This window comes from Basilea psittacipulmonis DSM 24701, from assembly GCF_000743945.1.
GTDB classification, from domain to species: domain Bacteria; phylum Pseudomonadota; class Gammaproteobacteria; order Burkholderiales; family Burkholderiaceae_B; genus Basilea; species Basilea psittacipulmonis.
The window spans coordinates 1,125,233-1,144,324 of record NZ_CP009238.1 but is presented as its reverse complement, the minus strand read 5'-3'; the positions used below and the strand labels follow the sequence as shown (position 1 = coordinate 1,144,324).

General features: G+C 40.3%; 20 protein-coding genes. 16 read left to right on the top strand and 4 right to left on the bottom strand.

Translation table 11 applies throughout. The features are described 5' to 3' along the window. Positions 1–49: 49 nt before the first annotated feature. Together IX83_RS04930 and argF are read right to left on the bottom strand one after the other, a co-directional pair. Positions 50–769 carry a thermonuclease family protein gene (locus IX83_RS04930; protein WP_077315872.1) on the bottom strand — a complete coding sequence of 240 codons (720 nt, stop codon included), beginning with the start codon at positions 767–769 and terminating at the stop codon, positions 50–52. Further along, positions 769–1,704, bottom strand: a complete 936-nt coding sequence (gene argF, locus IX83_RS04925; RefSeq protein WP_038499844.1) for an ornithine carbamoyltransferase — start codon at positions 1,702–1,704, stop codon at positions 769–771. The genes IX83_RS04930 and argF overlap by 1 nt, the downstream gene beginning before the upstream one ends. Before the next feature lie 63 nt (positions 1,705–1,767). On the opposite strand from argF, the gene IX83_RS04920 reads away from it, so the two are divergent. From IX83_RS04920 to IX83_RS04845, 16 genes are all read left to right on the top strand, one after another. After that, a complete protein-coding gene (locus IX83_RS04920) occupies positions 1,768–2,058 on the top strand; it encodes a DUF3579 domain-containing protein (protein ID WP_038499842.1) in 291 nt (96 codons plus the stop codon). A 182-nt stretch (positions 2,059–2,240) separates the two neighbouring features. Continuing rightward, a complete protein-coding gene (gene alaS / locus IX83_RS04915) occupies positions 2,241–4,862 on the top strand; it encodes an alanine--tRNA ligase (protein WP_038499840.1) in 2,622 nt (873 codons plus the stop codon). Then, complete coding sequence (locus tag IX83_RS04910; RefSeq protein ID WP_038499838.1) at positions 4,855–5,085, top strand: sulfurtransferase TusA family protein; 231 nt, start codon at positions 4,855–4,857, stop codon at positions 5,083–5,085. Before alaS ends, IX83_RS04910 begins: the two co-directional genes overlap by 8 nt. Positions 5,086–5,264: 179 nt before the next feature. Further along, entirely contained in the window at positions 5,265–6,011 is a 747-nt protein-coding gene (gene modA, locus IX83_RS04905) for a molybdate ABC transporter substrate-binding protein (RefSeq protein WP_038499836.1), read from the top strand. Further along, positions 6,012–6,689: a molybdate ABC transporter permease subunit gene (gene modB, locus IX83_RS04900; RefSeq protein WP_038499834.1), complete on the top strand. Its 678-nt coding sequence runs from the start codon at positions 6,012–6,014 to the stop codon at positions 6,687–6,689. It abuts the gene before it with no gap. After that, positions 6,683–7,342, top strand: coding sequence for a sulfate/molybdate ABC transporter ATP-binding protein (locus IX83_RS04895; RefSeq protein ID WP_038499832.1), 660 nt, complete (start codon positions 6,683–6,685; stop codon positions 7,340–7,342). Before modB ends, IX83_RS04895 begins: the two co-directional genes overlap by 7 nt. 72 nt (positions 7,343–7,414) lie before the next feature. Continuing rightward, positions 7,415–8,575: an ADP-forming succinate--CoA ligase subunit beta gene (gene sucC / locus IX83_RS04890; RefSeq protein ID WP_038499829.1), complete on the top strand. Its 1,161-nt coding sequence runs from the start codon at positions 7,415–7,417 to the stop codon at positions 8,573–8,575. A gap of 11 nt (positions 8,576–8,586) precedes the next feature. After that, on the top strand, positions 8,587–9,471 hold the full coding sequence (gene sucD / locus IX83_RS04885; protein WP_038499827.1) for a succinate--CoA ligase subunit alpha: 885 nt from the start codon (positions 8,587–8,589) through the stop codon (positions 9,469–9,471). A gap of 65 nt (positions 9,472–9,536) precedes the next feature. Next, positions 9,537–10,241, top strand: a complete 705-nt coding sequence (locus IX83_RS04880) for a TerC family protein (RefSeq protein WP_038499825.1) — start codon at positions 9,537–9,539, stop codon at positions 10,239–10,241. Beyond that, on the top strand, positions 10,234–11,160 hold the full coding sequence (hemC, locus tag IX83_RS04875; RefSeq protein ID WP_038499823.1) for a hydroxymethylbilane synthase: 927 nt from the start codon (positions 10,234–10,236) through the stop codon (positions 11,158–11,160). The genes IX83_RS04880 and hemC overlap by 8 nt, the downstream gene beginning before the upstream one ends. After that, on the top strand, positions 11,145–11,912 hold the full coding sequence (locus IX83_RS04870; protein ID WP_038499821.1) for a uroporphyrinogen-III synthase: 768 nt from the start codon (positions 11,145–11,147) through the stop codon (positions 11,910–11,912). The genes hemC and IX83_RS04870 overlap by 16 nt, the downstream gene beginning before the upstream one ends. Before the next feature lie 29 nt (positions 11,913–11,941). After that, a complete protein-coding gene (locus IX83_RS04865; RefSeq protein ID WP_038499819.1) occupies positions 11,942–13,408 on the top strand; it encodes a uroporphyrinogen-III C-methyltransferase in 1,467 nt (488 codons plus the stop codon). A gap of 12 nt (positions 13,409–13,420) precedes the next feature. Continuing rightward, positions 13,421–14,734, top strand: a complete 1,314-nt coding sequence (locus IX83_RS04860) for a heme biosynthesis HemY N-terminal domain-containing protein (protein ID WP_038499817.1) — start codon at positions 13,421–13,423, stop codon at positions 14,732–14,734. Positions 14,735–14,755: 21 nt separating this feature from the next. After that, complete coding sequence (gene ppa / locus IX83_RS04855; protein ID WP_038499815.1) at positions 14,756–15,283, top strand: inorganic diphosphatase; 528 nt, start codon at positions 14,756–14,758, stop codon at positions 15,281–15,283. 326 nt (positions 15,284–15,609) lie between these two features. Beyond that, the gene (locus IX83_RS04850) at positions 15,610–17,169 is read left to right on the top strand and encodes an AbgT family transporter (protein ID WP_038499813.1); all 1,560 of its coding nucleotides are present in this window, start codon (positions 15,610–15,612) and stop codon (positions 17,167–17,169) included. Positions 17,170–17,266: 97 nt separating this feature from the next. After that, the gene (locus tag IX83_RS04845; RefSeq protein WP_038499811.1) at positions 17,267–18,043 is read left to right on the top strand and encodes a BUD32 family EKC/KEOPS complex subunit; all 777 of its coding nucleotides are present in this window, start codon (positions 17,267–17,269) and stop codon (positions 18,041–18,043) included. On the opposite strand, the gene IX83_RS04840 is transcribed toward IX83_RS04845, so the two are convergent. Both IX83_RS04840 and rlmH read right to left on the bottom strand, forming a co-directional pair. Next, positions 18,020–18,616, bottom strand: a complete 597-nt coding sequence (locus IX83_RS04840) for a Maf family protein (RefSeq protein ID WP_051919325.1) — start codon at positions 18,614–18,616, stop codon at positions 18,020–18,022. The two genes, IX83_RS04845 and IX83_RS04840, sit on opposite strands and share 24 nt — an antisense overlap. 2 nt (positions 18,617–18,618) lie before the next feature. Further along, on the bottom strand, positions 18,619–19,089 hold the full coding sequence (gene rlmH, locus IX83_RS04835) for a 23S rRNA (pseudouridine(1915)-N(3))-methyltransferase RlmH (protein ID WP_038499807.1): 471 nt from the start codon (positions 19,087–19,089) through the stop codon (positions 18,619–18,621). Positions 19,090–19,092: the final 3 nt, after the last annotated feature.

Genomic DNA, 19,092 nt, shown 5'->3' with positions numbered 1-19,092 from the left:
GATTAGGAAAAGGTGGCGTGTTAAGTTGAGTGCTTAACACGCTTTTACATTAGCGTTTATTACGACGAAAATCTTTAGGATGAATAGGGCTTTTGTCACCCCATATACCTTTTGACTCATTTTTTGCTTCACATTGAGCTTGATAATAGCTTGGATACTTGCTTTCAGGCGTGTAATCTTGATAAACCCAAGCATAGCCTTGACGAACCATTTCTAAATTTATATTTTTATCCTCAAAATAAATTGTTCCCAATTGACGGCCGTAGCGATCGGTGCTTTCTTGAGAAAATTCAATCGTTTTTTGATTGATTTTTTTCTTTAGATATTGTGTGGCATCTTTACCGCGATTTTGTTTGAGTTCGGGGGCATCGATGTGATTTAAGCGAATCTTAATGCGTTTGGGTTTGGAAGCATTAAGATCATTGGGATCAATGGCTGTAATCGTATCGCCATCATGGACATTCTGAACATAAAGTGTTTGTAGCTGGTTGGGGATGGAGACGGAAAACTCCTTATCAAGGTAATACTGGCAATTAATTTTTGACGCTTGCACAGTGGCGGAACGGGTGGGTTCGCTGGTTACGGTAGGCTGATCATCTTGGATATATAAATTAATGATCCAGCCTAACAAAATAACAATAATGGACAAAAGTAAAATAATGATTTTAGTGCTAGTGGGAATTGAGCGAGCCGTTTTCCCCCTAAGCACAAGTTGAAATAATGGTTTGAGCAGATTAATCAGTATTGAAAAAAGATTATTTTTTCCCATTATTGTTTTCCGAATAATAAAAACTCCATCAATGCTTTTTGGACATGCATGCGGTTTTCAGCTTCGCTCCATACCACGCTTTGGGGACCATCAATCACTTCTGCGGTGACTTCCTCACCACGATGGGCAGGCAAACAGTGCATAAATAGTGCGTCTGGTTTGGCACGATTCATCATATCTTGATTCACGCAGAAATTCGCAAAGGCTTTGTGGCGCTCTTGATTTTCTGCTTCATAACCCATACTGGTCCACACATCGGTGGTGACTAGATCAGCACCAGCACATGCTTCGTAGGGGTCTTTAAAGATTTTTAGATGGTCTGGGCTGACCCCTGCAATACGTTCAGGCTTTAGCTGGTAATTTTCAGGAGCACAGAAATGTACTTTGAAATTTAATAATTCAGCCGCTTGAATCCAAGTGTAAGACATATTGTTTTCGTCGCCAATCCAAGTCACAATCTTGTTTTCAATCGAACCGCGATTTTCTACAAACGTTAAAATATCGGCCAGAATCTGACAAGGGTGAAATTCATTCGTTAAACCATTGATGACAGGTACACGTGAATGCTTAGCAAATGCTTCTAAACGATCTTGCCCAAAAGTACGAATCATGACTAAGTCAACCATACGTGTAATCACGCGAGCGGTATCTTCAATCGGCTCGGAACGTCCTAGCTGTGAATCACCAGAAGTTAGGTTAATCACATAACCGCCCATTTGGTAGAAACCAGCCTCAAAAGAGACGCGAGTTCGTGTGCTGGCTTTTTCAAAAATCATGGCCAAAGTGCGATCGTGCATCGGCATATGAGGTTCAAAATTTTTAAATTTTTGTTTAATGTATTTTGCGCGATCCAATACGTATAAAATCTCCTCCTTACTGAAATCATCTAATCTTAAAAAGTGTCTGATGTTCAAAGGTGTTGGTTCGTTTTGCATTTTGTGTCCTCAAAATGGTTTAAAATAACGTCCTCCTATAATAACAGATTGAAAGGTTAAGCTTTGCAATATTTCATTATTAATGGATTAACAAAAGAAGGTAAAAAGTTTAGACCTAGTGACTGGGCACAACGTTTAGCAGGTGTGTTGTCTTGTTTTACCCCAGACCCGACCGTGGTAGGCAGACAAATCGCGTATTCGGAATATGTCACACCTAATGTCATTGATGGGATAAGTTGTGTGGTGATTGAAAATAAACTTAGAGATGTCTCTCCTTTGGCATGGAAGTTTATTGTGGATTTTGCTGAGTCTAATTCTCTTCAAACCTATGAAACAGATGTAAAACCAGATTAATTAACGATGAAACCAGTATGTTTGTACTGGTTTTTCTTTTTTCTTCCCCTAATGGCATGCTGTAGATTTACAACATAAATATCGATTTGCCTTTTTGTAAGGCCAGTTTGTAAATTTACTTGCTTAATGATAAATAAATCCCTGTTATAATGGGGAGTTAACTTAAATTCATGTTTATAAGTATGAAATTAGCTGAAATCAGACAAAAATATTTAGATTTTTTTAATTCAAAAGGTCATGCTGTTGTGCCAAGTTCGTCTTTGGTACCGAATAATGACCCGACTTTAATGTTTACCAACTCAGGTATGGTGCAGTTTAAAGATGTGTTTGCAGGTCGCGAAAAACGCGATTATAAACGTGCAACGACTGCCCAGCGTTGTGTGCGTGCTGGAGGTAAACATAATGACCTCGAGAATGTAGGGTATACCGCTAGACACCATACATTCTTTGAAATGTTAGGTAACTTTAGTTTTGGTGATTATTTTAAGCGTGATGCCATTCATTGGGCATGGGAATTATTAACAAACGTTTACCAATTACCAGCTGAAAAACTTTGGGTGACCGTTTATGCGGAAGACGATGAGGCGTTTGATATTTGGAATAAGGAAGTAGGTGTTCCAGCCGATCGCATCGTTCGTATTGGCGACAACAAAGGTAAACGCTACGCTTCAGATAACTTCTGGATGATGGGCGATACAGGTCCTTGTGGCCCTTGTACAGAAATTTTTTATGATCATGGTCCTGATGTTTGGGGTGGCCCTCCCGGATCGCCTGAAGAAGATGGGGACCGTTATATCGAGATTTGGAACTTAGTATTTACACAGTTTGAAATGCACGAAGATGGTTCATTGACCCCTTTGCCAAAACCATGTGTGGATACGGGAATGGGCTTGGAACGTATTGCAGCCGTGCTACAACATGTTCATTCTAATTATGAGATTGATTTGTTCCAGAATTTGATCAAAGCGGCTTCTCGTGAAACAGGCTGTACAGATTTAAGCAACAACTCCTTAAAAGTCATTGCCGATCATATTCGTGCTTGTAGTTTCTTAATCGTGGACGGTGTCATTCCTGGAAATGAGGGTAGAGGCTATGTGTTAAGACGAATTATTCGCCGTGCTTTACGCCATGGCCACAAATTAGGCCAAACTAAACCATTTTTCCATCGTTTGGTAGAGGATTTGGTGGCAGAGATGGGTGAAGCCTATCCTGAATTAACACGCTCAAAAGACAGAGTGGTGCAGGTTTTGAAACAAGAAGAAGAACGCTTTGGTGAAACACTTGAAAAAGGTATGAAGATCCTTGAAGCGGCTTTGGTTCAGTTGAAATCTGGTCAGACATTAGATGGACAAACGATTTTCACGCTTTATGATACCTACGGTTTCCCATTTGATTTAACGGCGGATATTTGTCGTGAACAGGGCTTTGGGGTGGATCAAGCAGGTTTTGACAAAGCGATGGCAAAACAGCGTGAAATGGCACGTGCCAATAGCAAGTTTAAAGCCACTCAAAAACTAAATTATGAGGGTGACTTAACGCAGTTTGAAGGCTATGAAGAGACGAAAACAGAATCTCAAATTTTAGCTATTTATGTTGACGGCACTTTGGTGAAAGAAGCTGTAGAGGGTGCTGAAGCAGTCGTGGTTTTAGATAAAACGCCTTTTTATGCGGAATCAGGCGGACAGGTAGGCGATACGGGCTTATTAAAAGGTTATGGAAGTGAGTTCGCTGTGTCTGATACCCAAAAAATTCAACCTGATGTATTTGGGCATTATGGTGTGGTCACCCTTGGCAAAATTAGCGTAGGCGATAAGATGACCGCCGCGATCAATATCGAGGAACGTTTATCTAGCATGCGAAACCACTCGGCAACGCATTTGATGCACAAAGCATTGCGTTTGGTGTTAGGCGATCATGTTCAACAAAAAGGTTCTTTGGTAGATGCTGAGAAAACGCGTTTTGACTTCTCTCACGACAGTGCGATGACGGCCGAACAAATTCGTGAAGTAGAGAGAATCGTAAATCATGAGATCTTGATGAATGTGGATACACATGTACGTCATATGGCTTATGATGAGGCAATCGAAGAGGGCGTGACGGCGTTGTTTGGCGAAAAATACGGCGATCAGGTTCGTGTGTTGGATATCGGGTTCTCAAAGGAACTATGCGGTGGTACGCATGTTAAGAGAACAGGCGATATTGGTGTGTTTAAAATTGTGTCTGAAAGCGGTATTGCTTCAGGTGTCAGACGTGTAGAGGCTGTGACGGGTGCTGGGGCGTTGGCTTGGATTGCAGGTTTGCAAGATACGATAGAAGACGTGGCAGGTTCATTAAAATGTAAATCTGCAGAAATTGTGTCTAAAGCAAAATCAACTCAAGAGCAAATAAAATCGCTTGAAAAAGAATGTGCGACACTGAAAGATAAATTATCTGCGGTAGCCAGCAAACAGATTTTGTCACAAGTTCAAAAACTAGCGGGTACGCCTGTTTTGGTGGCACAGGTATCTGATATTGATCCTAAGTCACTGCGTAATATGATCCCTGATCTAGTGGCCCAAGTTGGTGGTGTGGTGGTGTTAACATTGGTAGCAGACGGCAAAGTAAACGTCGCTGCTGGGGTGGATTCGTCATTACACTCTAAACTAAAAGCCGGTGAAGTGGTCAATCATGTGTGTGGCCAGTTAGGCGGTAAAGGTGGTGGTAAACCTGAAGCTGCAATGGGAGCAGGTAGTGACGTAGCTGCCTTACCAGCTGTGTTAGAAGCATTACCCAACTGGTTAGAAGAGAAGTTAAATCATGCTTGAGGCTGACGTTGAAATTGATACCAGCGGATTAACCTGTCCACTGCCTATTTTGCGTATGAAAAAAGCATTAAATCAGTTAGAGAGTGGTCAAGTGGTAAAAGTTTTTACCACCGACCCTCACGCTGAGGGTGATTTTCAAGACTTCTGCCGACAAACTCAAAACATACTGTTGTCTCAAGAACAGACACCCACAGGTATGTTCCACTATATCAAAAGACGTTAATCTCCATTTGATCAGATGTTCTAAGTGATAGGCTCGTTTTAAGATGGGCCTATCGACTGCTATGTTTGAGGGGGTAGGTGATCTCACTACTACTTTAGTAGTAGAACGTCGTTATAGGTCTTTTGTGTAATAGGACATTTTGATACGCTGTGGTAGTCTATATCATTTTGGAATCTCCGATGATGAAAAGACTACTTTTTTTATTTTTAGCATTGTGCAGTCAACTGGCTGGTGCGGCCACCTTGACGGTTTCGGCAGCATCCAGTTTAAGTAATGCGATGACCCAAGTGGCAAAACGTTATGAACAAGAGCATCCATCGGTGACGATTGATCTAAATTTTGCCGCCTCTGGTGTGTTGTATCAACAAATTCGGCACGGAGCACCTGTGGATGTATGGATTAGTGCGGATCAAAAAACAATGGATATGGCACAAGAAGAGGGACTTATCCAAACAGAAAGTAGGCAGAATCTTTTGGGTAATGAATTGGTGTTAATCACGGCGATTGACAGTGGCCTTAATGTAAAAGATTTGTCAGATTTAAACGAAAAAAAGATTCAATATATTGCCCTAGGAGACCCTCAAAGCGTGCCAGTTGGGCGTTATGCAAAACTTGCCTTAGAGCATGCAGGCTTATTTGATGTACTAAAAGACAAATATATTTTGACTAAAAATGTTCGTCAATCGTTAGATTATGTGGCACGATCAGAGGTAAATGTCGGTTTTGTTTATGCCACGGATGCTAGCATTAGAAAAAATAAGGTTAAGGTCTTGTTAACTGTTGATTTGGCAGATCCTGTTTTTTATCCTGTCGCTTTGACTAAAACAGCTTCAGATAGTCAGCTGGCTAAAGATTTTCTTCATTATTTATTTTCTGAAAAAGCACAAGCGATTTTTCATGAATATGGATTTAGTTCGATTAAATAAATGTTAGATAGTAGTGTTTGGACCGCCTTAGCGTTATCGTTTAAAGTAGCAACGTGGGCAACGTTGATCAGTGCCTTATTGGCTATTGTATTGGCTTATTTCTTTACGCGACGCGATTTTTGGGGCAAAGAAATATTAGATGCCATATTGACGTTGCCAATGGTGTTGCCTCCTACCGTGTTAGGGTACTATCTGTTAGTCTTATTAGGTCAAAAAGGGATAATAGGTGCATGGTTAAAATCAAACTTTGATCTCACCCTAGTTTTTACATGGCAGGGAGCTGTCGTGGCTTCTGTGCTGATTACCTTTCCTTTGATTTTTAAACCAGCTCGATCTGCATTTGAAACGATCTCGCCTATTTATGAGCAAGCGGCTAAAACATTAGGATTGTCTGCATTGGCTATTTTTTTCAGAGTGTGTTTACCGTTGGCGTGGCGGACTATCTTAACAGGTGTGTTATTGGGTTTTTCTCGATCTTTGGGAGAATTCGGTGCAACATTAATGATTGCAGGTAGTATTCCAGGGCGTACGGAAACCTTGTCTTTGGCCGTTTATCAAGCTGTCCAAAATGGGCAAGATGACTTGGCCAATCAGCTGGTAGGCTTGATGGTACTGGTGTGTGTGATAGTGTTGTGTTTGATTAAATATTTAAGTCGTCAAAAGGGTATGAGATGCTAGTGTTTGATTTTGATTTAGACTTATCTTTTCAAAACGGATTTCATGTTCATTACGCTTATCAATCATCCAGCGTTAGTTTAGGTATTTTAGGTCCCTCGGGAGCAGGTAAAACCTTATTATTTCGGATGATAGCAGGGATCCAAAAACCTGATTCTGGTTATTTTCGAGTAAATGGGCAGACTCTTGTGGATACCGAAAAAAATATTGATTTATCTCCTCAGGCACGAAAGGTCGGGCTAATGTTTCAACATTATGCTTTATTTCCTCATTTAACCGTGATTCAAAATATCGCTTTTTCTTTGAAAAAAGGCCTATTTAACCCCTCAAAACATATTAAAAACGAGGCGGTGGATTATTGGCTGGAAAAGCTGAAAATAACAGATATTGCTTACCATTATCCGCATCAAATATCAGGCGGACAAGCACAACGGGTGGCGTTGGCACGCACGTGTATCACTGAGCCATCCTTGCTTTTACTGGATGAGCCGTTTTCTGCACTGGATGCTGATTTAAAAAATGATATGAGATCTTTGATCAAAGATGTCCGCCAAGAGCTAGATATTCCCTTGTTGTTAATTAGTCATGATCGAGCAGACACTGATTTTTTAACACAGGATTGTTTTTTTATTATTGACGAAAGGCGAGATATTTAGTGGATCGTCAAAAGTGCAGTATAATGCAGTATTTGGAATAACCATTAACTTTACTTTAATGAAGGCGAAAATATGAAAATTCATGAGTATCAAGGCAAAGAACTATTAAGAAAGTTCGGTGTTTCTGTGCCACGTGGATATCCAGCATTCTCTGTTGAAGAAGCGATCGAAGCAGCAGAAAAATTAGGTGGATCAGTGTGGGTGGTTAAAGCACAAATTCACGCTGGTGGCCGTGGTAAAGGCGGTGGTGTGAAAGTTGCAAAATCGATGGATGAAGTACGTCAATACGCTTCTGAAATTTTAGGTATGCAATTAGTGACACATCAGACCGGTCCAAAAGGTCAGAAAGTAAGAAGACTGCTGATTGAAGAAGGCGCTGACATTAAGAAAGAATACTACGTGGGTATCGTTACAGACCGTGCTTCCCAAAAAGTATGCGTGATGGCTTCTAGTGAAGGCGGTATGGAGATCGAAGAGGTTGCAGCGAAAACACCTGAAAAAATTCTTAAAGTGTTTGTTGACCCAATCGTTGGCTTTGAAAGAAAAGATGCTGTTGAATTAGCAAAAGGAATTGGTGTTCCTGACGCTTCAGTTGAAAAAGCGGCCAATCAGTTCGAGAAACTTTACACAACATACCAAGAAACTGATGCATCTTTGGCTGAGATTAATCCACTAATTTTAGATGGAAAAGGCGATATTATCGCATTAGACGCGAAGTTTAACTTTGACTCTAACGCTTTGTTCCGTCATCCAGAAATCGTTGAGTACCGTGATTTGGATGAAGAAGATCCGAATGAAATCGAAGCCTCAAAATATGACTTGGCTTACATTCAACTTGATGGCAATATCGGTTGTTTGGTAAACGGTGCAGGTCTTGCAATGGCTACGATGGATACCATTAAGTTATTTGGTGGTGATCCTGCTAACTTCCTAGACGTAGGTGGTGGTGCGACGGTTGAAAAAGTGACAGCTGCTTTTGAAATTATGCTTAAAAACAAAGGTGTTAAGGCTATTTTGGTCAACATCTTTGGTGGTATCATGCGTTGTGATGTGATCGCTGAGGGCGTAGTGGCTGCATGTAAAGCCGTGAATTTAAGTGTACCTTTGGTCGTTCGTATGAAAGGTACAAATGAAGAGTTAGGTAAGAAAATTCTTGCTGATTCTGGATTACCCATCATCAGTGCAGATACAATGGCAGAAGCAGCGACTAAAGTTGTTGCAGCGGTAAAATAAAGGAATAAGCTATGTCAATCTTAATTAATAAAGACACTAAAGTCATCACTCAAGGTATTACTGGTAAAACTGGTCAGTTCCACACTCGTATGTGTCGTGAGTATGGTAACGGTAAAAATGCTTTCGTTGCTGGTGTGAATCCTAAACGTGCCGGTGAAGATTTTGAAGGTATTCCTATTTATGCGACCGTAAAAGATGCTAAAGAAGCCACAGGTGCGACAGTATCGGTTATCTATGTACCACCAGCTGGTGCGGCTGCAGCTATCTGGGAAGCGGTCGAAGCTGAATTAGACTTAGTGGTATGTATTACCGAAGGTATTCCTGTTCGTGATATGTTGGAACTTCGCAACCGTATGCGTGATACAGGAAAAGATAAAACGTTGATTTTAGGTCCTAACTGCCCAGGTTTGATTACACCAGAAGAGATCAAAATCGGTATTATGCCAGGTCATATTCATCGCAAAGGTCGTATCGGTGTGGTTAGCCGTTCTGGTACGTTGACTTATGAAGCCGTGGCTCAGTTGACTGAACTTGGTTTAGGTCAGTCTTCTGCCGTAGGTATTGGTGGTGACCCAATTAACGGTCTAAAACACATTGACGTGATGAAGATGTTCAATGATGATCCTGATACGGATGCCGTTGTGATGATCGGTGAGATCGGTGGTCCAGATGAAGTGAATGCCGCACGTTGGATTAAAGACAACATGAAAAAACCAGTTGTTGGCTTTATCGCAGGTGTGACAGCTCCTCCAGGAAAACGTATGGGTCACGCAGGTGCCTTGATTTCAGGTGGTGCTGATACGGCTGATGCTAAATTGGCGATCATGGAAGAGTGTGGTATTCGCACTACTCGCGATCCATCAAAAATGGGTTCATTACTCAAGTCTGTATTGTAAGATAATAGATGAGAGACAAAGGGAGTCTATGCTCCCTTTTTTATTTTGATTAAGGATTGATTTATATGGAATGGTTTTGGCACATTAATTGGGCGATTGTCGGTCAAATAGTTCTCGCCGATATTATGTTGGGCGGTGATAATGCTTTGATTATTGCATTAGCTTGTCGAGATTTACCAAAAGACAAACGAAATCTAGGCGTTATAATGGGAACGGTAGGGGCAATCGCTATCCGTGTGATTTTGATTTTCTTCTTTATTCAGTTGGTTAAACTGCCATTCCTTAAATTCATAGGTGGCTTATTGTTGTTATGGATTGGTATTAAATTATTATTACCCCATGACGATGAACATAATAATATTGAAAGTAGTACCAGCGTTTGGAATGCGGTCAAAACCATTATTATGGCGGATGTGGTGATGAGTCTAGATAATGTAATCGCCATTACAGCAGCCGCAGAAAATAGTCACGCCGATCATCAAATCTTCTACGTGATTTTTGGTTTGTTAGTCAGCGTGCCAATCATTATTTGGGGAAGTACATTAGTACTAAAACTAATCGATAGATTTAAGATTATTATTATTTTTGGTGCAGGTCTTTTAGGTTGGATTGCTGGTAGCATGATCATGAATGATGTGGGTATTTCAAACTATGTATTAAATGGCCATCAACCCTCTTCATTGATTGTCAGAATAGCTGAAGTGACATGTGCGATTTTTGTGATCGCTTTGGGTTCTTTTTTGGCAAGAAAAAGGATTAAAAATGGCTAAGCAAATTATTAGAATCGCAACGCGAGAAAGTTTATTAGCTTTGTGGCAAGCGGAACATGTCAAAAAACGTTTGGAAAGTTTATACGCCGATATACAAGTTGAATTGGTAAAAATGACGACTAGGGGGGATCAAATATTAGATCGTACCTTGTCAAAAGTAGGTGGCAAAGGGCTTTTTGTAAAAGAGCTAGAAGTGGCTTTATTAGAGGGTAGAGCGGATATGGCCGTTCATTCTCTTAAAGATGTTTCTACGCAACTTGAAGCAGGGTTTGAATTGGTGGCCGTGCTGGAGCGAGAAGATGATCATGATGCCTTAGTTAGTGAGCATTTTGATACTTTGGAAGCCTTGCCTAAAGGAGCGATCGTGGGAACCTCTAGTTTAAGACGTGAGGCCCAGATAAGAGCTTTGTATCCACATTTAACGGTTAAACCTTTACGAGGTAATGTCCAAACACGTTTAAATAAGTTAAAACAAGGTGATTATCACGCGATTATTTTAGCCGCAGCGGGCTTAAAACGTTTGGCCCTATCGCATGAAATTAAACAGATATTACCTTACGACGTTTCTTTGCCAGCGGTGGGACAAGGTGCTTTAGGCATTGAAATTTTGTCTAGCCGTCAAGATATTCGAGCTTTGCTGAAACCTTTGATTTGTCCTATTACCACGGCGTGTACATCAGCTGAACGTAAGGTTTCAACATTACTAGGTGGATCATGCCAAGTACCTCTGGCTGCTCATGCCACGCACAAGGACGGTCAGTTGTTTTTACAAGCTTTGGTGGCGATGCCAGATGGCTCTCGTGTGGTCAAAGCCGATGCTTGGGCACCTGTTGATCAGGCTGAACACTTGGGTGAGACCGTGGCACAGCAATTAATTCAATTAGGCGCCAAAGAGATTCTTGAATGCCAGTTATCTTAACACGACCTGATAATCATTATTTATCCGCTGCTTGTCAACAAAAGGGTTGGCAAACAGTGGATTTTCCTATTTTTAAGCGTTCAGTACTACCGATTGAGCCGATTAAAACAGATTATGATTTAATCGTTTTTGTTAATTCTTACGCAGCTCAAGTATTTTATCAACATTATCAAAAACAATTTGATCGGCCCTTGGAGCATTATTGGCAAGCTGTCGTGGGTCAAACAAGCTATTCAACTTTAAAATCGCTGGGTGCAAAAGATGTTTTGGCCCCACCTAAAGATGCTCAGCAAGATTCCGAATCATTGTTTCAATCTTTGCTTCAAAGTGATAGGTTTCATCAACTAAAAAAAGTATTGATTGTTAGAGCAAAAGAGGGAAGACAATGGTTGGCCGAGTCCTTGTCACAATATGGTGTTCAAGTAGATTTTTTGGCTGTTTATGATAGAGAGATTAATCCTGTTGATCGGTCGCTTTTGGAACAACTTCGTGCCTTGTCGCATGAAAAAGAGCCGATAGTGTGGTTAGTCAGTAGTGCGGGGATGGCGACTATTTTGTGCGATTATTGGCAACGATACCAGCTTTTTTCTCAGCTTGATAACGTTCTTTGCACGCATCCCAAGTTCATTGAACAGATCAAAAAGAGCCTACCGACTAGTGTATGGGAAACGGAAAAAATTAAGTTTTATGAAACGAAACCACAAGATGATGAAATATTAAAGACAATAGAACGTATTTTTTATAAAATATAGTTTCTTCATCTCACTTAACAAGGATGATTATGAGTAAGACAACGAACGAAAAAGAAATCGCTGAAACAACAGACGAACATAAAGATCCCCAACTTTCTACTGAAAAGCAGGAAGAAGATGTTCAACAAAAAAGTGATGATTCTCAGGAAGCTACTAAGAAAAAACGTCGTCCACCCGTGATATTGATAACGGTGGTCGCCATTATTATTGTCGCAGCAGCGATATATTTTGTGCGTCCTGACTTTATTAGCAACTCTTTGGGAACGGATTTTAAACCTGTTACTGAAACGCAGTCTGATGTGTCGAGTGCGAAAGACGCTACAGAAGTCAAGCAGGTGGTATCTCATCATGAGGCTCCAAGTAATAATCAGCCTTCCAACGAATCGCCCGAAACGGTTGCAACAGCGACACCGTTAAGTGAAGATAATAAAGTGGTCTCTGAGCCTAGTGCTAAAGAAGAGGCTTTGACAACAGAGGCACCTGCTGTACCATTGAACGAAGAGAACAAAGCAAGTGTTGATGAGAAACCGACTGCAGTTGCCCCTGAGGCAGCTGAGCATAAAGAGCAAGAGACTAAATTGATCGATGAAAACAAAAAACGCATAGATGAATTAGAAACTTCTCTTAACAATCTTTCATCACAACTTCAATCCTTGAAAGAAGAAAATGCAAATTTAAGAGATCATTTAAACCTTTTGAATCCTAATGATGAAAGCTATTCATTGGGACAAATCACACAATTATTAACTACTGCACAAAATGAACTGAGCCTTACTCGTAATATCGAGACTGCTACTAAGGCTTTGGAAATGGCTTTAAACCTAAGTAAAACATCGGTGGCTTTCAGTACCTTGTCTAAAGCGATTGCAAGTGATTTGGTGGCCATCCAGACCGCAAAAGTTGATAATGTGGACGCTTTGTACCAAGAGACACAAACGCTTAAAGATTTATTAGAAAAATCGGTTTTATTAACTTATGATGGTGCGGCATATACACCTCCTCAAGAGGATTCAACGTCCACGACTGATGCGATTAAAGCCGATTACTTACTGGCTAATGAGCAAACAACCCAGCCTGAGAATCAGGAAGAAACGCCCGCAACGCCAGAAAAAGAGCCGAATTGGTTTGAACGTGCATGGGATGAGGTGGCTTCTTGGTGGTCTTCTGATATGGGCGGTTTGGTTAAAGTAGAAAAAATTTCAACGCCTTATGATCAGATTATCGATGAGGCACAAGCTCGTGCGGTACGCGATTCTATGAAGTTAGAGGTCCAGCTTGCTCAACAAGCATTAGTAGGTGCTTATTCGGATATTTGGGTAAGTTCATTAGATGAAATTGCGAAGAATTTGGACCGCTATTATCAACATCAAGATCCGAATGTCCAGAAAGCCATGGCATTGGTTAGAAAGTTACAAGAAACGCCAGTACGTCCAGTATTACCGAAATTGGATTTAAGCTTGGATGCTTTGGCCAAAACAAAAGAAATCATCCGATAAAAGGGGATAAGAATGAAAAGCAAATTTTTTAAATTAATTGCGGTAATCGCGGTAGCAGTGGTGGTGGCACTGTTGCTAAAAAATATTCCCGGCACCATCATGATTTATACGGGAGATGAACGCCGTGTCATTTCCTTGGCAGTATTTATTTCTGCGTTAATCATTTTATTTGTAGTGCTCTACTTATTATGCCGACTATTGGTGGGATTATTGAATTTACCCTCACGCTTTAGACGTTGGCGTCAACTTAAAAATACAGAATACGAAAATCTTTTATTAACACAAAGTTTAAAAGAAGTATTTTTGAAGAACGAAGATAAAGGGTTAAGAAAATTATTCTCAAAAGGTCGCACAAAAGAACGTCAAGCTTTGGCTAGTTTAGCGATTGCCAAACAGGCCCAATATGTTGCGAATGTGGAAAAAAGAGATCATTATTGGCAACAAGCCGTGGACTATGATCCTAGCTTAAAACCAGTGGCCTACCAGATGAAAATATTATGGTTATTGGATGAGGGGAATGCTGAACAAGCCAATGTTTTGATGCAAGAACTTCAAAATAATCCAGCCATTAAACGTGATGTTCGTTTTGAGCGTTACCAATTACGTGTGTTAAACAGCATTAAACGTGATTCATCTGAATATACCGAGTTATTGCGTTCGATGTTGAACAAAAAACATATTTCGGTTGAAGAGGGGCGACAGTTATTGGATGAGAACCTATCGCTTCGCTTGAGAAACGTATATGCGGATGACGGCTTTATCCCACTTTGGAATAGTTTAAGTCATGCAGAAAAAACCATGCCATCGGTTGCTTTGGTGGCGGCAAAATATTTTACTGAGCATGATCAAGAATCAAAAGCGACGGATATTTTGGCAAGAAGTCTAGATGTGAAGATGGACAAAACGCTATTGACGAAATTTGTTCATTGTTCTAATCAGGCACTAAAATCGCGTATGAAGTTGGTGCAATCATGGCTTAAAGCCCATCCTGACCATACCGACTTGTTAAAAGCGGCGGCACGACTATGTATGGCTTCTGGTTTATGGGGGCAGGCCGAACATTATATTCAAGATAGTTTGAAAGTATTGCCTAAAGACGCAGAATCGTATTTTATTTTGGGCAGTATGTATGATAAGTTAGGCAAAGCTGATGAAGCATTGACCCAATGGCGTATCGCAAGTGAGCTTTCTACCGCGTCACCTGATGTACTTATGGAGCAGTATGTACTTCAAGCTGCCGATAAGACGAGAGATCCTAGTGGTCAACCTGATGAAAAGTTACAAAAATATGCTGATGAACACTTACTAAAATCAGATAAGAGTTAATTTTATTGAAAAGGAAATAAGATGAGTTTAATTAATGTACCCGCAGGTTCAAAACTACCCGAAGAGTTTAATGTTGTCATTGAAATTCCAATGAATGGCGAACCCGTGAAATATGAAGTTGACAAAGAAACAGGTGCGGTTTTTGTCGATCGTTTCTTAATTTGTGCAATGCATTATCCATGCAATTATGGTTATATTCCACAAACATTATCTCTAGATGGCGATCCAGTTGACGTATTGGTGTTGGCTCCATGTGCGGTGGCAGTGGGTTCAGTGATTAAATGCCGTCCTATCGGTGTATTGAAAATGGAAGATGAAAGTGGTGTTGATGCAAAAGTGTTAGCTGTACCGACGACTAAACTTTTCCCAACATTTGAACGTATTCAATCACCAGAAGACTTGCCTGTACAAGAACTTGAACGTATTAAACACTTTTTTGAGCATTATAAAGATCTTGAAAAAGGTAAATGGGTGAAAGTAATAGGCTGGGAAGGTGCTGACGCAGCTAAAGAAGAAATTTTGTCATCAAAAGAACGCTATAAAGGTTAATTTGACCTTAAACGTTTATGAAGAAAGAGGAGCTAGAGGATAGCTCCTTTTTTTATGGGGGTGAGTAGTATCTGAACGCTTTGTAATGGGATTGAGTTAGCCGACGGATGCCTTTTTTCGTGGGTTATGAGAGACAGGTGTGTGGATAGGAGTGGTTAGAGGATAGCTCCTTTTTTTATGAGGGTTTTCGGGTGATTTGTGTGAAAGTCGTCACACAGAATAGTTATTACAGATGAAATATTATTAAATTGTATATTTGATTATTTCAAAAAATGTTATACCATATCTTATGATTCGTTTTTAGTAGAGAATAAAGGAGGGAGACGATGCAACCCATAGAACGTAAATCGAATGGTAGGATTCAGTCTTTTTTAAAGGGTGTCGAATACCTTGGTAATTTATTGCCACATCCAGTGGTATTGTTTATTTTCATGTGCGTATTGCTCTTAGTAATTTCGGCAATCGCTTCTTATTTTGGCTTGAGTGTGCCTGACCCCAGACCAGGTAAAACGGGTACGATAGAAGTGGTGAATTTATTAAGTGCGACGGGTTTGGTCAAAATCGTATCGGGGTTGGTGACTAATTTTACAGGATTTGCTCCTTTAGGCACGGTGTTAGTTGCTTTGTTGGGTGTAGGCATTGCCGAAAATTCTGGCTTAATTTCTGCATTATTAAGAGCGGTGGTGATTAATGCTCCCCGTAAATTAGTGACTTTGACGATTGTATTTGCAGGTATTATGTCAAATACGGCTTCAGAGTTGGGATATGTGGTCTTGATTCCATTAGCGGCTGTCATTTTCTATTCCTTGGGTCGCCATCCTTTGGCTGGGTTAGCAGCAGCCTTTGCAGGGGTGTCAGGCGGTTACAGTGCGAATTTATTGTTAGGAACGGTGGATCCCTTATTATCAGGGATTACACAAGAGGCTGCTAGAATTATTGATCCTAATTATGTCGTTGGACCTGAAGCAAACTGGTTTTTCATGGCAGCCAGTACCTTTGTGATTAGTTTTTTAGGCTATATCATTACAGAAAAAGTGATTGAACCTCAGCTAGGTAAATATTCCAAAGATGAAGCACAAAATCCAGAGACTTTAACCACGAATATTGAAAAACTAACGGCAATTGAAAAAAAGGGGATTTTCTGGGCGACGGTGGCCGCTGTAGTATTTGCCCTTTTATTAGCGTGGACGATTATCCCTCAAGATGGTATTTTGCGTAACCCTAAAACAGGTTTAGTAGCGGGTTCGCCTTTCTTGAAAGGAATCGTGGTCTTTATTTTTGTGTTTTTTGCGGTACCTGGGTATATCTACGGACGCATTACCAAAACCATACAATCCAATCAAGATTTGGTTAACTGCATGAGCAAAAGCATGGCATCTTTGAGTATGTACATTGTTTTGGTGTTTTTTGCAGCTCAGTTTGTGGCGTTCTTTAACTGGAGTAATTTAGGTGCGATTATGGCGGTTGAAGGGGCTAATTTCCTGAATGCGGCAGGTTTAACAGGTCCTTTATTACTGGTTGGTTTTATCGTGATTTGTGCGTTGATTAATCTGATGATTGGTTCGGCATCTGCCCAATGGGCCGTTACAGCACCGATTTTTGTACCAATGTTAATGTTAACGGGGTATGCACCCGAGATGATTCAGGCCGCTTATCGTATTGGTGATTCCGTGACCAATATTATCACGCCGATGATGAGCTATTTTGGTTTGATTATGGCTGTTGCTATGCGATATAAGAAAGACACGGGCGTTGGTACCTTAATGGCAATGATGTTGCCTTATTCTATGACGTTTTTAGTTTGCTGGAGTTTATTTTTCTATCTATGGGTCTTTGTTCTGGGCTTGCCCGTCGGACCTGGTTCAGCAACTTATTATCAACCTTAATATTTATCACTAGTGTGACAATTTAGTCATACGGCATTCAATACCAAGAGGGTGGTTTTTAAGATGTTGTTGCCTAGTCAGTTATTTCTATGATACAATGCAAAATCTTTTAACCGCCCGATTGGATGGAATGATAAGTACGCAGTTTGAAGACTATATTCAAGAAATTTACCATAATAATCTTCACAAAAGAATTATTCATTTTGATTTTGAAGGAAAAGGCTACTGGTTAAAAAGTGTAGAGTTTTTGACTACACTGTCTGAAAAAATCATGAAACCTTGTCCCAAGAAAGCTTTTAAAAGGGAGCTTTCTCGGTTATTAGAGTTACAAAATAAAGTTAGTAATGTTCCTCAAGTGGTTTATTATTGTGATGAGTATTTTGTAACAGCAGATCACGGCACAGCGATTAGTCAGTTAATTAATTCGGGGATTGATCGACAAGAACAGCAAAAATACCTTTGTATGGTTGCAAAACAGCTGGCGCAGTTGCACCGTCAAGATATCATTCATGGACGACCTGCTATCCGTGATATTTTGTATGATGGTAAAAACATTTATTTTATTGATTTTGAATCTTTTTTCTTCATTCATAGTTTAAGAATGAGAAAAACCAGAGATTTTTTAATTTTTATTCATAGTTTATTGAGAAATAAGCATATTGATCCATCATTACTTCCCGTGGTTGTGCAAACCTATCGCGAAGAAATCGATCCCGATACTTGGCAATATATCTCAAAAAGAATCTCACAATTACTGTACACCTATCCGATCATTAATTTATGCAAAAAATACATTGGAAAGGATGGGCAGGCTTATTATAAGTTACTGGCTTTCTTTAAGAATCAAGAACTAAGTTTTGATAAAAGAGGATAGCTCCATCAGCAATTGATGTGTTTCATATAGTGGCAAGCCCATAATACCGCTATAACTTCCTTTGATTTCTTTGATAAAGGTGGCCGCTCTACCTTGAACTGCGTATGAACCAGCCTTTCCAAATCCCTCTTTTGAATCGATATAATCTTGTATTTCCTGCTCACTTAATGGTTTAAACAAGACTTGGCTGGTACAGATGCTTTCCAATAGGATGTCTTGATAACTGAGAACGACAGCGGTTCGAACGTCATGCCATTTTCCAGATAATAATTGAAGCGTCTCTTTAGCATCTTGCTCATGGATAGGTTTGCCCAAAATAGTTTGCTGATAAACGACGGTTGTATCGGCGGTCAAAATAGGGTGAATGGGTAATTCAGTTTGTTTTAGATAAGCTTGGGCAAGAATGTTTTTGTCTTTGGCGGTTCGAATGACGTAGTCTAAGGGATCTTCGCCAGGTAAAATGGGCTCGTCTTCTCCCTCTGGAGCAGGGACGTTCAATACATCATGAGAGACATGAATTTGGTTTAATAGTTCATGTCGTCTGGGACTGGCAGAGGCAAGATAGATATGCATAATTAAGCTCGATGGTAAGGGTGATGGTGAAGAATAGACCAAGCACGATACAGTTGTTCAGCTAGTAAAATACGAACCATTGGGTGTGGTAAGGTTAAAGAAGATAAACGAATAAGTTCTTGGCATGATTGCTTTAAATCTTTATCTAAACCATCAGGACCGCCAATAATCAATGCAATATCCTGTCCAAGGTACTGCCAATCATGTAAACGTTTAGATAATTTTAGCGTGGTCAAATCCTCTCCATGTTCATCTAAGGCAATACAATGACAATGATGAGGTATCGCATTCAAAATTCTTTTTGATTCTGCACTCATCATTTGTTCGACTGTTTTGCCTTGTGTTCGAGGTTCTGGCTTGATTTCTATCAGTTCGATGGCAAAGTCTTTTGGCATTCTTTTGGCGTATTCTTCAAAACCAGTGCTTACCCACTTAGGCATTTTCTGCCCAACTGCGATGATGTAGAATTTCATTGC